General features: G+C 73.4%; 12 protein-coding genes. 7 read left to right on the top strand and 5 right to left on the bottom strand.

Translation table 11 applies throughout. The features are described 5' to 3' along the window. Positions 1–200: 200 nt before the first annotated feature. Together OHS33_RS16415 and OHS33_RS16410 are read right to left on the bottom strand one after the other, a co-directional pair. A complete protein-coding gene (locus OHS33_RS16415) occupies positions 201–878 on the bottom strand; it encodes a response regulator transcription factor (protein ID WP_330331150.1) in 678 nt (225 codons plus the stop codon). A 53-nt stretch (positions 879–931) separates the two neighbouring features. Continuing rightward, positions 932–2,125, bottom strand: coding sequence for a sensor histidine kinase (locus OHS33_RS16410; RefSeq protein ID WP_330331149.1), 1,194 nt, complete (start codon positions 2,123–2,125; stop codon positions 932–934). 138 nt (positions 2,126–2,263) lie between these two features. On the opposite strand from OHS33_RS16410, the gene OHS33_RS16405 reads away from it, so the two are divergent. Further along, positions 2,264–3,313 (top strand): SAM-dependent methyltransferase, encoded by a 1,050-nt coding sequence (locus OHS33_RS16405; RefSeq protein ID WP_330335076.1) that lies wholly within the window; start codon positions 2,264–2,266, stop codon positions 3,311–3,313. 63 nt (positions 3,314–3,376) lie between these two features. Here the strand turns inward: OHS33_RS16405 and OHS33_RS16400 are convergent, their stop codons facing one another. Continuing rightward, entirely contained in the window at positions 3,377–4,924 is a 1,548-nt protein-coding gene (locus OHS33_RS16400; protein ID WP_330331148.1) for a M28 family metallopeptidase, read from the bottom strand. A 239-nt stretch (positions 4,925–5,163) separates the two neighbouring features. Beyond that, positions 5,164–6,288: a DUF5937 family protein gene (locus OHS33_RS16395; protein WP_330331147.1), complete on the bottom strand. Its 1,125-nt coding sequence runs from the start codon at positions 6,286–6,288 to the stop codon at positions 5,164–5,166. 119 nt (positions 6,289–6,407) lie between these two features. Between OHS33_RS16395 and OHS33_RS16390 the strand changes: the two genes are divergently transcribed. After that, positions 6,408–6,638, top strand: coding sequence for a hypothetical protein (locus tag OHS33_RS16390; protein ID WP_330331146.1), 231 nt, complete (start codon positions 6,408–6,410; stop codon positions 6,636–6,638). 69 nt (positions 6,639–6,707) lie between these two features. On the opposite strand, the gene OHS33_RS16385 is transcribed toward OHS33_RS16390, so the two are convergent. Beyond that, positions 6,708–7,868, bottom strand: a complete 1,161-nt coding sequence (locus tag OHS33_RS16385) for a threonine aldolase family protein (protein ID WP_330331145.1) — start codon at positions 7,866–7,868, stop codon at positions 6,708–6,710. A gap of 167 nt (positions 7,869–8,035) precedes the next feature. Between OHS33_RS16385 and OHS33_RS16380 the strand changes: the two genes are divergently transcribed. The 5 genes from OHS33_RS16380 to OHS33_RS16360 are packed head-to-tail and all read left to right on the top strand — an operon-like array spanning position 8,036 to position 13,588. Then, a complete protein-coding gene (locus OHS33_RS16380; RefSeq protein WP_330331144.1) occupies positions 8,036–9,013 on the top strand; it encodes a Rossmann-like and DUF2520 domain-containing protein in 978 nt (325 codons plus the stop codon). Continuing rightward, the gene (panC, locus tag OHS33_RS16375) at positions 9,010–10,011 is read left to right on the top strand and encodes a pantoate--beta-alanine ligase (RefSeq protein WP_330331143.1); all 1,002 of its coding nucleotides are present in this window, start codon (positions 9,010–9,012) and stop codon (positions 10,009–10,011) included. Before OHS33_RS16380 ends, panC begins: the two co-directional genes overlap by 4 nt. Then, positions 10,008–11,771 carry an L-aspartate oxidase gene (locus tag OHS33_RS16370; protein ID WP_330331142.1) on the top strand — a complete coding sequence of 588 codons (1,764 nt, stop codon included), beginning with the start codon at positions 10,008–10,010 and terminating at the stop codon, positions 11,769–11,771. Before panC ends, OHS33_RS16370 begins: the two co-directional genes overlap by 4 nt. Further along, on the top strand, positions 11,768–12,778 hold the full coding sequence (gene nadC / locus OHS33_RS16365) for a carboxylating nicotinate-nucleotide diphosphorylase (RefSeq protein ID WP_443065309.1): 1,011 nt from the start codon (positions 11,768–11,770) through the stop codon (positions 12,776–12,778). The genes OHS33_RS16370 and nadC overlap by 4 nt, the downstream gene beginning before the upstream one ends. Then, a complete protein-coding gene (locus tag OHS33_RS16360) occupies positions 12,779–13,588 on the top strand; it encodes a type III pantothenate kinase (RefSeq protein ID WP_330331141.1) in 810 nt (269 codons plus the stop codon). It abuts the gene before it with no gap. Positions 13,589–13,645 lie beyond the last annotated feature (57 nt).

The raw sequence follows: 13,645 nt of genomic DNA, 5'->3' as shown, positions 1-13,645 counted from the left end.
GGTGCCTCCGGCGGCGCCTCAAACGCCGGCGGGGCTGGGAGGGGCTGGCCTGGCGCCGGCGGGCTGGATTTGGCCGGGCTGCGGGGACAAACCCAGCCTCGCCGGCGTTTGAGGCGCCCCCGGAGGGGACGGCGGGCCGCAGGCGGGGGTGGACCCCAGCGCACAGGGGAGGGTGGACCCCAGCGCACAGGGGCCGGGGGTTAGGACGTGGGGCCGCCGCCGGCGCGGACGAGGCCGGTTTCGTAGGCCAGGACGACGACCTGGACGCGGTCGCGGAGGTTGAGTTTGGTGAGGATGCGGCCCACGTGGGTTTTCACGGTGGCCTCCGACAGGACCAGGCGGGCCGCGATCTCGCCGTTCGACAGGCCCTGCGCGACCAGCAGCATGACCTCCCGCTCGCGCTCCGTCAGCCGCTCGACCTCCTTGTTCTGCGGCTCGGCCGAGGTCGTCGGCAGCATCGGCGCGAACCGGTCCAGCAGCCGCCGCGTGGTCGACGGGGCGACCACCGCGTCACCGGAGTGCACCGAGCGGATCGCGGCCAGCAGCTCCCCGGGCGGCACGTCCTTCAGCATGAAGCCGCTCGCACCCGCCTTCAGGCCCGAGAAGGCGTATTCGTCGAGGTCGAAGGTGGTCAGGATGATCACCTTGGGGTGTTCTTCCGGCTCGCAGATCCGCCGGGTCGCCTCGACCCCGTCGAGCTTCGGCATCCGGACGTCCATCAGCACCACGTCGACCTTGGTGGCCCGCAGCACCTCCAGCGCCTCCAGCCCGTTGCCGGCCTCGGCGACCACCTCCATGTCCGGCTGGGCGGCGAGCACCATCCGGAAGCCGGTGCGCAGCAGCACCTGGTCGTCGACGAGCATCACTCGGATGGACATGCGTTACCTCGTCCTCATCGTCATCGTCTTCGTCGGCATCATCGTCTTCGGGGTCACTTCTTCAACGGGAGCAGCGCGCTGATCCGGAAGCCGCCGCCGGGGCGCGGCCCCGCGTCCAGGGTTCCGCCGACCATACCGACCCGCTCTCGCATGCCGATCAGGCCGTGCCCGGCGCCGTCCGCGCCGCCGTCCTCGTACAGTTCGTGGGCCGCGCCGCGCCCGGTGTCCTCGACGAGCAGGCCGAGCCCGTCGTCGAAGTAGACCAGCCGGACGCTCGCGCTGGCGTCGGGTCCGCCGTGCTTGCGGGTGTTGGTGAGGGCTTCCTGGACGATCCGGTACGCCGTCAGCTCGACGCCGGTCGGCAGCGGGCGGGGGCTTCCCTCGACCTTGAAGTCGACGGTGAGTCCGGCCGTACGGACCTGCTCGACCAGCACCTCGATCTGTTCGACGTCGGGCTGCGGCACATAGTCCTCGGACTCCTGCGGTTCGCCGGTGCGCAGTACGCCGAGCAGGCGGCGCATCTCGGCGAGCGCCTGGCGGCCGGTGCCGGAGATCGTCTGGAGGGCTTCCTTGGCCTGTTCGGGGGCCGCGTCCATGACGTAGGCGGCGCCGTCGGCCTGGACGACCATCACCGAGACGTTGTGCGCGACGACGTCGTGCAGCTCGCGGGCGATCCGGGCGCGCTCGGCGGCGACCGCGATCTTGGCCTGGGCGGCGCGTTCGCCCTCCAGGCGCTGGTTCCGCTCGATGAGCTGGGCGTAGTACGCCCGCCGGGTGCGCAGGGAGTCGCCGAGCACCCAGGCCAGGGCGAAGGGCACGATCAGGGTGAGGACGAAGAAGATGTCGGCGTAGACGTCGTTCTTGTCGACGCCCCAGCGCAGCGCGGTGACGGGGGCGGCGAGCAGGCCGAGGGCGAGCGCGGTCCAGGAGGTCCAGCGGGGTACTTCCGCGGCCGCGATCGTGTACAGGATGACCAGCATGGCGAGGTTCGCCAGATTCGGCTGGGAGCCGGTGGCCAGCTGGTAGACGCCCGTGCCGACGCTGAGCCACAGCATGGGCCGGGGCCACTTGCGGCGCAGGGCCACGACCGCAGTCAGCGCGAAGACGGTCGGTACGGCGATCAGCCGCTCGCGGGTCGAGTGGTAACTCCCGGATACCTGCAGCATGGCCATCCCGAAGAGGAGGACAGCCCAGAAGCTGTCGACGCCCGTCGGGTGTCTGCGGAGGAAATCGTAGAGGCGCTGCACGTAACCCAGAGTAGGGACAGTGGATAGGTGCTGGAGTCAACCACAGGTGCGATCCGTGCGCGGGAGGTGTACTCCCGAAGGTGGAGGAGACCTGGACCTTTCCGTAGCCTTTCCGTCGTGAGCACTCAGGGTGAAGGCATGTGGCCGGTGCGGTGGCGGGTGGCCATGGAGGCCGCGCTGTACGGGCCGGACGGGTTCTACGTCCGTCCCGGTGGGCCCGGTCCCGCCGGGCACTTCCGCACCTCCGTGCACGCCTCGCCGCTGTACGCGGGCGCCGTGGCCCGGCTGCTGCTGTGGGTGGACGAGGAGCTGGGCCGCCCGGCGGAGCTGGACCTGGTCGACATGGGCGCCGGGCGCGGCGAGCTGCTGACGGGGGTGCTGCGGGAGCTGCCGGCGGAGGTGGCGGCGCGGGTGCGGGCGTACGCGGTGGAGCGGGCCGCGGAGCCCGCAGGCCTCGATCCGCGGATCCGGTGGGTGGCCGAGCCGCCCGAGGGGGCGGTGGGGCTGCTGTTCGCGAACGAATGGCTCGACAACGTGCCGCTGGACGTGGCCGAGGGCGGGCGGTACGTGCTCGTCTCCCGCGACGGTACGGAGTCACCCGGCGGGCCGCTGGAGCCGGCCGACCGGGACTGGCTGGAGCGGTGGTGGCCCGCCGGGCCCGGGATTCCGGGCGGCGGCCGGGCCGAGATCGGGCGGGCGCGCGACGAGGCGTGGGGGAGGGCGGTGGCGAGCCTCTCGCGGGGGCTGGCGGTGGCGGTGGACTACGCGCACGAGCGGTCGGCGCGGCCGCCGTACGGCACGCTGACCGGGTTCCGGGCGGGGCGGGAGGTGGCGCCGGTTCCGGACGGCGGGGGCGATGTCACCGCGCATGTCGCGCTCGATGCGTGTGCGGGGGCGGGGGTGGGGGCGGTGCTGCTGAGCCAGCGGGCGGCGCTGGGGGTGCTGGGGGTTTCGGGGGCCCGGCCGCCGCTGTCCCTCGCGTCGACGGATCCGGGGGCCTATGTGCGGGGGCTCGCGGTGGCGGGGGAGGCGGCGGAGCTTACCGCTCGCGGGGGGCTGGGGGACTTCGGGTGGCTGGTGCAGCCGGTGGGGCTGGCGGCCTGTGCGCTGCGCGGGCTGTTCCCCGACCCGCCCCTTCCCGAAACCGGGCTCTGCCCGGACCCGGTCCTCAAACGCCGGACGGGCTGAAAGGCCCATTCAAGCCTCGCCGGCGTTTGAGGCGCGGGGTCCGGGGCGGAGCCCCGGGGGGTGTTACTCCGGCACGCCGTCGTGGCCCGCGTGGAGGCCGCCTCCGCTGCCGGAACCACCCGTCGGGTGGGAGGTGACCGGCTGGGTCAGGGGCGCCAGGTCGTAGGCGTAGTGGCCGACCGCGTTCGCGATGACGTCGACATTGATGTCGAGCGCCTTCTGGTCGATGTTGGTGATGTCGTCACCCTTGGCGTGGTAGTTCACGTCGTAGGCGACCCCGGCCGTTCCGCCGAACCTGGCTGCCTGCTCCGGCGTCTTGATGCCCTCGGCGCCGGTGAACGTACCGCCCGAGGGGATGCCGACTGCGATGAACGGGCCGTAGTCCGAGCGGCCGGAGAAGTCCGTGCCCTCGTGCGGGATTTTGTTGGAGTCGAGGAAGTCGGTGATGCCCTTCTCCAGCTGCGCCGAGCCCGCGGGGCCGGGGCCCGCGCCGGTGGCGTCCGAGTCGTCGCCGTCGTAGACGAAGTACGCGGAGTTCGGCGAGGCGATCATGTCGAAGTTCAGGTAGAGCTTGATCTGCTTCTGCTGTGCGGGGGTCAGCGAGGCGACGTACGCCTCCGAGCCGAGGAGGCCGTACTCCTCCGCCGACCACCAGGCGAACTTCACCTTGTTCTTGACCTTCGACTGGCTGCTCGCGAGCCGCTGCGCGACCTGGAGGATGCCGGCCGAGCCGGAGCCGTTGTCGTTGATGCCGGGGCCCGCCGCGACCGAGTCGAGGTGCGCGCCGAGGAAGACGGTGTTGTCCGCGTCGCCGCCCTTGGTCTCCGCGACGACGTTGTACGTCTTGCGGTTCTCGCGCAGTTCCCGCAGGTCCAGGGTGACCTCGACCGGAGCGGTCGCCAGGTCGGCGACGAGCTTCTCGCCGTCGGCCTGGCTGATGCCGCCGGTGGGGACCTTGCCGACGGCCGGGTCGCCGAGGGTGCCGTTCAGACCGCCCTCGGTGTTGTTGTAGATGATGGCGCCGACCGCGCCGGCCGCGGCCGCGTTGGTCTGCTTGACGGCGAAGGTGCAGCCGCCGCGCTTGACCAGCGCGATCCTGCCGGTGAAGGCGCCCGCGGCGAAGTCGCCGGGCTCGCAGCCGTTGCTGCCGTCCGCGTCGACGGGGGCGGCGGCCAGCCGGGCGGTCACCCCGGCGGCGGGGCCGCTGGCGGTGTAGGTCATCAGGTGGATCGGGACGTCGTGGGGCGCGGCGCCGTTCACCTTCAGGGTCTGGGCGATCGCCTCGGTGTACACGAAGCTGAACTCGTTCTTCGTGACCGTGTAGCCGGCCGCCTTGAGGACCTGGCTGATGTAGGTGGCCGACTGCTCGTGGCCCTTCGAACCGGCCACCCGGGTGCCGTTGTTGTAGTCCGCGATGGACTGCAGCACCTTGAGGTGGTTGTAGGCCCCCTTCCCCGTCGCCTCGGCGACCAGCTTCCTGGCCAGCGCGTCACCCCGCGCGGCGTCACTGGCCGGGGAGCTGGCTCCGGCCGGTCCCGCGAGCAGCAGGGGCGAGGCGAGTGCTGCGGCCGCCAGGGCGGCGGTGGCTGCGGCTATACGGCGTGAGGGCATGCAGAAGTCCTTTCACGACAAGCGGGGCAGACGGATCGTCAGACAACAACAAGGCAGCAGAAGCCACGGCTGAAACTGTGAAGGAGCTGTGTGGCCGATGTGACGCACGTTAGGCAGCAAAGAGCCGTTCTGACCAGAGTTATCGCCGATTCCGGTTTATGAATTCCGTATATCGGTACGTCGATACGCACCCGGCCGACGAATTCCGGCCAGGCCCGGACACCGCCTCCGACCAGGGGCTACCGCAGGATTCCCTCGATGAAATCCGTGCCGATACGGGCCACCGTGGCCAGATCCAACTCGTGCTGTACGTACCGCCCTTGGCGCCGCGTCCGCAGAAGTCCGGCCTTCTTCAGCACGGACAGGTGGCGCGACACCTCGGGCGCCGATATCCCGTACACGGTGGCCAGTTCGCTCGTCGTATAGGACGCCCGCGCCAGACTCCGGCACAGCCGCATCCGCATCGGATGGGCCAGTGCCTCCATCCGCCGCTGGAGCAGTTCCACCGAACCGGGGGAGGAAATCAGCTCCGGCGAACCGATCGGATAATGCACCACCGGGAGCCAGCCCGGCGCGTGCACCACCAGCAGGTGCGGCCAGCCGAAGTTCGTCGGGACGAAGACCAGACCGGACCCGGCCCGCGGGTCGGTCGCCGTCGCCGTGCCGTGGACCATCTTGTCCACGGTGATCGTGGTCCCGGCCGGGTCCAGGCTCAGCGCCGCCGACACCTCCTTGAGCGCGGCGGGCAGGCCCTTGCGGCGCAGCACCTCCGCCTTGTGCCGGGCGTCCGCGTTCTGCCGCGGCTCGATCCGCCGCCAGGTGTCCGCGAAGAACGCCTCGTCGCAGTCCTCCAGCAGCCGCCGCAGCCACACCCGGACCCCCGCCGGGTCCGCCAGCAGCCGCTGCGAGAAGTCCAGCTGGTGCGGGCCGCGCGCGGCGGCCGCCTCCAGGGCCTTCGTCCGGGCCGCCGGGTCGGTCAGCGGGGACGCCGCGGTGCCGTCGTTGTAGAGCGACAGCCAGCAGTATTCGAGGGCGGCGAGCACGAACCGTTCGTCGTCCATCGAATCGAGCACGTCCAGCTCCTCGGCGAGCGTCCCGGCGGGCCGCCCGGTCCCGCCGGGCACCCCGGCGAAGGCCATGAAGATGTCCGCGAACGAACTGCGCCACATGACCTCGCCCTCCAGCAGCCGGTCGGCCAGGCACGGGTCCAGGGCGGCGGCGGTGGCGGTGGTCCAGGAGTGCAGCCCCGGGTGGTGGGCGGGCTGCGAGAGCGCGTGCAGCGCCATGCACAGCTCGGCCAGCGGCGAGGGCGCGAAGGAGATGCGCCCGGTGGGCAGGCCGGCGATGTCGATGGTGACGCTCATGCGCCCATTCTGGCCGGTCAGCGGCCGGAACGGCCGCCGCGGACACTCCGGCGGTGGGCCGATTGACGGCACGCGTCAATCGACGGGCGGGATACCGCCGACGGAGTGAGAGTGGGGACATGACCGCCATCGAGCAGTACCTCATCGACAGCTACCGGGCCACTCAGCACGGGACCCCGATGCCGCCCGAGCCGGGCCGTCACGACCTCGCCGAGCTGCGCGCCGCCCTCACCTACGAGCGCTTCCAGGCCGTACTCGACGGCCGGTCCGCGCGCCACCCGTGGCGCGCGGCCCTGCGCCGGGCGCTGGACCGGCTGCCGCGCCGCCGCCCGCACCGGACGGCCTGCTGAGCGCGGGCGGCCGGGGCGACGGCCCACGCCGTTGCCCCCGACGTCCCGCACCGTCGGCCCCCCGACCGCCTACGCCTTGCCCAATCCCTCGATCCGCTCCACGAAGCCGCGGACCGCGTCCCGCACGTCCTGCTCCGTCCACGACAGCCCCTCGTGGGCGACCGTCAGCTCCGCCATCGCCAGCCCGGGCGCGTCCTGCTCCCACCAGCGGCCGAACAGCTGGGTCCCGGTCTCCTCCGCCTGCCGCACCGACGCCTCCGTCAGCGCGTCCGCGTCGTACGCCGCCCACACGTGGAACTGGTGGGTCACCGGCACCTCCGGCACGATCCGGAACCACGGGAGCCCCGAGGCCTCCAGCCCCTCCCGCAGCGCCCCCGCGACCACCTTCGCGTGGTCCACGTACGACGGCAGCCGCGGCAGCTCCCGCTCCAGCCCGGCCAGCGCGCTCAGCGCCTGCGGGAACTGGCGGAAGACCTGGCCGCCGTACCGGTGGCGCCAGACGCGCGCCTCCTCGATCAGCGTGCGCGGTCCGGCCAGCACCGCCCCGCTCAGCCCGCCGAGCGACTTGTAGAAGGAGACGTACACGGTGTCGGCGAGGGCCGCGATCTCCGGCAGCGTCTTCCCGAAGTGGACGGTGGTCTCCCACAGCCGCGCCCCGTCGAAGTGGATGACCGCGTCCCGCTCCCGGCCCGCCGCGACCAGCTCCTCCAGCTCCTCCCAGGTGGGCAGCAGGAACCCGGGATCGCGCAGCGGCAGCTCCACCATCAGCGTGCCGAAGGGCTCCGGGTGCTCCCGTACCTCCGCGGCCGTCGGCTGGCGGGCCTCGGTCGTCGGGTACACCGTGCGCAGCCCCGATACGACGGGCAGCGCATCGTCCTCGTGCACCTCGGGATGGCTGCGCGGGTGCAGGGCCACCACCGGGCTGCCGGTACGGGCCGCCCAGCAGCGCAGCGCGACCTGCTGGGCCATGGTCCCGGACGGGAAGTACGCCGCGTCCTCCAGGCCCAGCAGCGCCGCGACCCGCCGCTCCAGCTCCGCGACCACCCCGTTGCCGTAGGTGTCGGGCCCCTCGTCCGGGTCCCGGCCCAGCAGCGCGGGCAGCGCGGCGAGCTGAGCCAGCTGCTCGGCGACGGTCGCGTCCCCGCCGCGGGAGAGCCTGCGCTCCGCGCCCCGGAAGGCGTCCTGCCGCCTCTTCTGCTGCGCCGCGTCTTCGTCCGTGTCGTATGCCATGGTCCGATCCTGCACGATCCGTCCCGACCGTCCACAGCCGTTTGCGGCGGTCCACGGCGGGCGCCGAGGCGGCGGACGGGCCGGACGGCCTGCGGCGGCAGGGCCTACGATGGCGGCGTATCGTCCGGTACCCCCCGCGGACTGGAACGGAAGAAGGCTCGCCCCGCGTGAACACACCCCATCAGACGGAGTTCCGGGATCCGTCCGCCCGCCCCGCCCGGCTCACCGTCGGCGTCGTCGGCGCGGGCCGTGTCGGACCCGCCCTGGCCCGTGCGCTCCAGCAGGCCGGGCACCGGCCCGTGGCGGTCTCCGGCGTCTCCGACGCCTCCCGGCGGCGCGCGGCGGAACTGCTGCCCGACGTGCCGCTCGTACCGCCCGGCGAGGTCCTCGCCCGGGCCGATCTGGTCCTGCTGACGGTTCCCGACGACACGCTGCCCGCGCTCGTCGAGGGCCTCGCCGAGACCGGCGCGATCCGCCCCGGACAGCTGCTCGTGCACACCTCCGGGCGCTACGGGACGGCCGTACTGGACCCCGCGCGGCGCGCCGGGGCCCTGCCGCTCGCCCTGCACCCCGCGATGACCTTCACCGGGACCATGGTCGACGTCCACCGGCTTGCGGGCTGCTCCTTCGGGGTGACCGCGCCCGACGAGCTGCGCCTGGCCGCCGAGGCCCTGGTCATCGAGATGGGCGGCGAGCCCGAGTGGATCGCGGAGGAATCCCGTCCGCTCTACCACGCGGCCCTCGCCCTCGGCGCGAACCACCTGGTCACCCTGGTGGCCCAGGCCATGGAACTGCTGCGCACCGCCGGGGTCGAGCACCCCGACCGGATGCTAGGCCCGCTGCTCGGCGCCGCCCTCGACAACGCCCTGCGCTCCGGCGACGCGGCACTGACCGGCCCGGTCGCCCGCGGTGACGCCGGTACGGTCGCCGCGCACGTCGCAGAGCTGCGCAAGCACGCCCCGGGCACCGTCGCGGGCTACCTCGCGATGGCCCGCACCACCGCCGACCGGGCCCTCGCCCACGGCCTGCTCAAGCCGGAACTGGCCGAGGACCTGCTCGGCGTGCTCGGCCAGGACGCCGAACTGCCGCTCGGCCCCGCCGCCCCGGACGACCGGCCGGACGACCTGGGAGGGGACCCCCGATGACGGACCTGCTGTCCACCGCCGACGAGCTGCACAAGCTGCCCCGTGCCCAGGCCGCCCCGCGCGTCGTGGTCATGACCATGGGAGCCCTGCACGAGGGCCACGCCACCTTGATCCGCACCGCCCGCGAGCGCGCCGGAGCCGAGGGCCAGGTCGTCGTCACCGTCTTCGTCAACCCGCTCCAGTTCGGGGCGAACGAGGACCTCGACCGCTACCCCCGCACCCTCGCCGCCGACCTGGAACTCGCCGCCGCCGCGGGCGCCGACGCGGTGTTCGCCCCGGCCGCCGACGAGGTCTACCCCGGCGGCGAACCCCAGGTGCGGATCAGCGCGGGCCCCATGGGCACCCGGCTGGAGGGCGCCACCCGCCCCGGCCACTTCGACGGCATGCTGACCGTCGTCGCCAAACTGCTCCACCTCACCCGCCCCGACACCGCGCTCTTCGGGCAGAAGGACGCCCAGCAGCTCGCCCTGATCCGGCGCATGGTGACCGACCTGAACTTCCCGGTCGAGGTGGTCGGCGTACCCACCGTCCGCGAGGACGACGGACTCGCGCTCTCCAGCCGCAACCGCTACCTCTCCGGCCCCGAGCGCCGCACCGCCCTCGCGCTGTCCCGCGCCCTGTCCGCGGGCCGCGACCGGCTCGCCGCTCAGGCCGCGCTGCGCGAGCGCGCCGAGGCGGAGGCCACCCCGGCGGGCGACGGCCGCGCCGGGGCGCTGGCCCGGCTCGGCGAATCCCGCGCCTCCGCCGACGCGCACGCGGTCGCCGCCGCGCGCGGCGGGCTGCCCGACGCCGTACGGGCCGCCGCCCGCCAGGTCCTTCAGGAGGCGGGACGTGACACACCGCCCCTGCACCTGGACTACCTGGCGCTGGTGGACCCCGCAGACTTCACCGAGGTCGGCCCCGGTCACACCGGGCCGGCCGTACTGGCCGTCGCCGCGAAAATCGGCACGACCAGGCTGATCGACAACATTCCATTGGAGTTCGGAGCACACTCGTGAGCACTGGCAGTGGTGGCGCGGCCACCCCGGCGGGCGGTACCGGCATACGGCTGCACGCCCCCGCCCCCGGCTGGTCCGTCGAGGCGGACGTCGTGGTCGTCGGCTCCGGCGTCGCGGGCCTGACGGCCGCGCTGCGCTGCGCGGCCGCGGGCCGCCGTACCGTCGTCGTCACCAAGGCGAGCCTCGACGACGGGTCCACGCGCTGGGCCCAGGGCGGCGTCGCCGCCGCCCTCGGCGACGGCGACACCCCCGAACAGCACCTGGACGACACCCTCGTGGCGGGCGCGGGCCTGTGCGACGAGGACGCCGTGCGCCTCCTGGTCACCGACGGGCCCGGCGCGGTGCGCAGGCTCATCGAGGCCGGCGCCGTCTTCGACACCTCCGCCGAGACCGGCGAGATCGAGCTGACCCGCGAGGGCGGCCACCACCGGCGCCGGATCGCGCACGCGGGCGGCGACGCCACCGGCGCCGAGATCTCCCGGGCCCTGGTGGAGGCCGTCCAGGCCGCGGGCATCGAAACCGTCGAGAACGCGCTCGTACTGGACCTGCTGACCGACGCCGAGGGCCGCACGGCCGGGGTCACCCTGCACGTCATGGGCGAGGGCCAGCACGACGGCGTCGGCGCCGTCCACGCGCCCGCCGTGATCCTGGCGACCGGCGGCATGGGCCAGGTGTTCTCCGCGACCACCAACCCCCCGGTGTCCACGGGCGACGGCGTGGCCCTCGCGCTGCGCGCCGGAGCCGAGGTCTCCGACCTCGAATTCGTCCAGTTCCACCCGACGGTGCTCTTCCTCGGCGCCGGCGCCGAAGGCCAGCAGCCGCTGGTGTCCGAGGCCGTGCGCGGCGAGGGCGCCCACCTCGTCGACGCCGACGGGGTCCGCTTCATGGTGGGCCAGCACGAGCTGGCGGAACTCGCCCCCCGCGACATCGTCGCCAAGGGCATCACCCGCCGCATGCTGGAACAGGGCGTCGACCACATGTACCTGGACGGCCGGCACTTCGGCGCGGCCATGTGGGAGCAGCGCTTCCCCACCATCCTGGCCGCCTGCCGCTCCCACGGCATCGACCCGGTGACCGAACCGGTCCCGGTCGCGCCCGCCGCGCACTACGCGAGCGGCGGGGTGCGCACCGACCTGCACGGGCGGACCACCGTCCCCGGCCTGTACGCCTGCGGCGAGGTCGCCTGCACCGGTGTGCACGGCGCGAACCGGCTCGCCTCCAACTCCCTGCTGGAGGGCCTGGTCTTCGCCGAGCGGATCGCGGAGTACATCGTGAACGCAGCGTCCCACCGGCCCGCCTCCCACGGCCCGGGCATCCCCGTCCCCGCCACCGGACCCCTGCTGCCCGCCGAGGCCCGCCTGGAGATCCAGCGGATCATGACCGGGGGCGCGGGCGTGCTGCGCTCCGCCGACTCCCTGCGCGGCGCGGCCACCGCCCTGCAGGACCTCTACACGGCGGCGCTGCACGACCTCGACGCCCACGGCAAGACGGCCGAGCCCGGCACCGACAGCTGGGAGGCGACCAACCTCCTGTGCGTGGCCCGGGTCCTGGTCGCCGCCGCGCTGCGCCGCGAGGAGACCCGCGGCTGCCACTGGCGCGAGGACCACCCCGACCGCGACGACGCGGCCTGGGGCCACCACCTCGTCGTACGGCTCTCCCGCACCGAGAAGCGCGCGCTGGTCGTGGCCGCCACCGACTCCGCGGACTTCCCGTCCGTACGCCACCTTTTGGGCACCGAAACGATGGAGCAGCAACCGTGAGCACCCCCCAGCACCACGACCACGCCGACCACGAACACACCGAACTCCCGCTGATCGACGCGGATGCCGACGGCGCGGGCGGCTGCGGCGACGACTGCGGCTGCGGCGGCGGCGAGGAGTCGGGCCTGGACCCGGCGCTCGCCGAGCTGCTCGCCGACGCGGGCCTGGACCCCATCGAGGTCGAGGACATCGCCCACATGGCGCTCTCCGAGGACCTCGACGGCGGGGTCGACGTCACCAGCGTCGCCACCGTCCCCGAGGACGCCGTCGCCACCGCCGACTTCACGGCGCGCGAAGCGGGCGTCGTCGCGGGCCTGCGGATCGCCGAAGCCGTCCTGTCCGTGGTCTGCACCGAATCGTTCGAGGTCGAGCGGCACGCGGAGGACGGCGACCGGGTCGAGGCCGGCCAGGTGCTGCTCTCCGTCCGCGCCCACACCCGGGACCTGCTGACCGGCGAGCGCAGCGCGCTCAACCTGCTCTGCCGCCTCTCGGGCATCGCGACGGCCACCCGCCGCTGGGCGGACGTCCTGGAGGGCACCGGCGCCAAGGTCCGCGACACCCGCAAGACCACCCCGGGGCTGCGCTCGCTGGAGAAGTACGCGGTCCGCTGCGGCGGCGGCGTCAACCACCGGATGTCCCTCTCGGACGCCGCGCTGGTCAAGGACAACCACGTGGTGGCCGCGGGCGGCGTCGCCCAGGCCTTCAAGGCCGTACGGGAGGCCTTCCCGGAGGTCCCGATCGAGGTCGAGGTCGACACCCTGGAGCAGGTCACCGAGGCGCTGGAGGCGGGCGCGGACCTGATCCTGCTGGACAACTTCACGCCGGAGACGACCGCCGCCGCCGTCACCGCCGTCGCGGGCCGCGCCGTCCTGGAGTCCTCGGGCCGCCTGACCCTGGAGACGGCCCGCGCGTACGCCGAGACGGGCGTGGACTACCTGGCCGTCGGTGGCCTCACCCACTCCTCGCCGATCCTGGACATCGGCCTGGACCTGCGCGAGGAGCGGTAGATGCTCCTCACCATCGACGTCGGGAACTCCCAGACGGTCCTGGGGCTCTTCGACGGTGACGAGATCGTCGAGCACTGGCGGGTCTCCACCGACCCGCGGCGCACCGCCGACGAACTGGCCGTCCTGATGCAGGGCCTGATGGGCATGCACCCGATGCTCGGCAACGAGCTGGGCGACGGCATCCACGGCATCTCGATCTGCTCGACGGTCCCGTCGGTGCTGCACGAGCTGCGCGAGGTCACCCGCCGCTACTACGGGGACGTCCCCGCCGTCCTGGTGGAGCCCGGCATCAAGACGGGCGTGCCGATCCTGACGGACAACCCGAAGGAGGTCGGCGCGGACCGCATCATCAACGCGTGCGCGGCCGTCGAGCTGTACGGCGGCCCGGCGATCGTCGTCGACTTCGGCACGGCGACCACCTTCGACGCGGTGTCCGTGAAGGGCGAGTACGTGGGCGGGGTGATCGCCCCGGGCATCGAGATCTCCATGGACGCGCTCGGCGTGCGCGGCGCGATGCTCCGCAAGATCGAGCTGGCCCGCCCGCGCAACGTCATCGGCAAGTCCACGGTCGAGGCGATGCAGTCCGGCGTGGTCTACGGCTTCGCGGGCCAGGTCGACGGCGTCGTCACCCGCATGGCGAAGGAGCTGGTCGGCCCGAACGGCGACCCGGACGACGTCCGCGTCATCGCCACGGGCGGTCTGGCCCCGATGGTCCTCGCCGACTCCTCGGAGATCGACGAGCACGAGCCCTGGCTGACCCTGATCGGCCTGCGCCTGGTCTACGAGCGCAACGCGCCGAACTTCGAGTAGTCCGCCGCCGTCTTCGGCCGCCCCTGGACCGGTCCAGGGGCGGCGCGGCGTTTCCGG

Source organism: Streptomyces sp. NBC_00536, from assembly GCF_036346295.1.
Lineage (GTDB): Bacteria > Actinomycetota > Actinomycetes > Streptomycetales > Streptomycetaceae > Streptomyces.
Note: the sequence above shows the minus strand (reverse complement) of the source record. Positions and strands in the feature narration are given on the sequence as shown.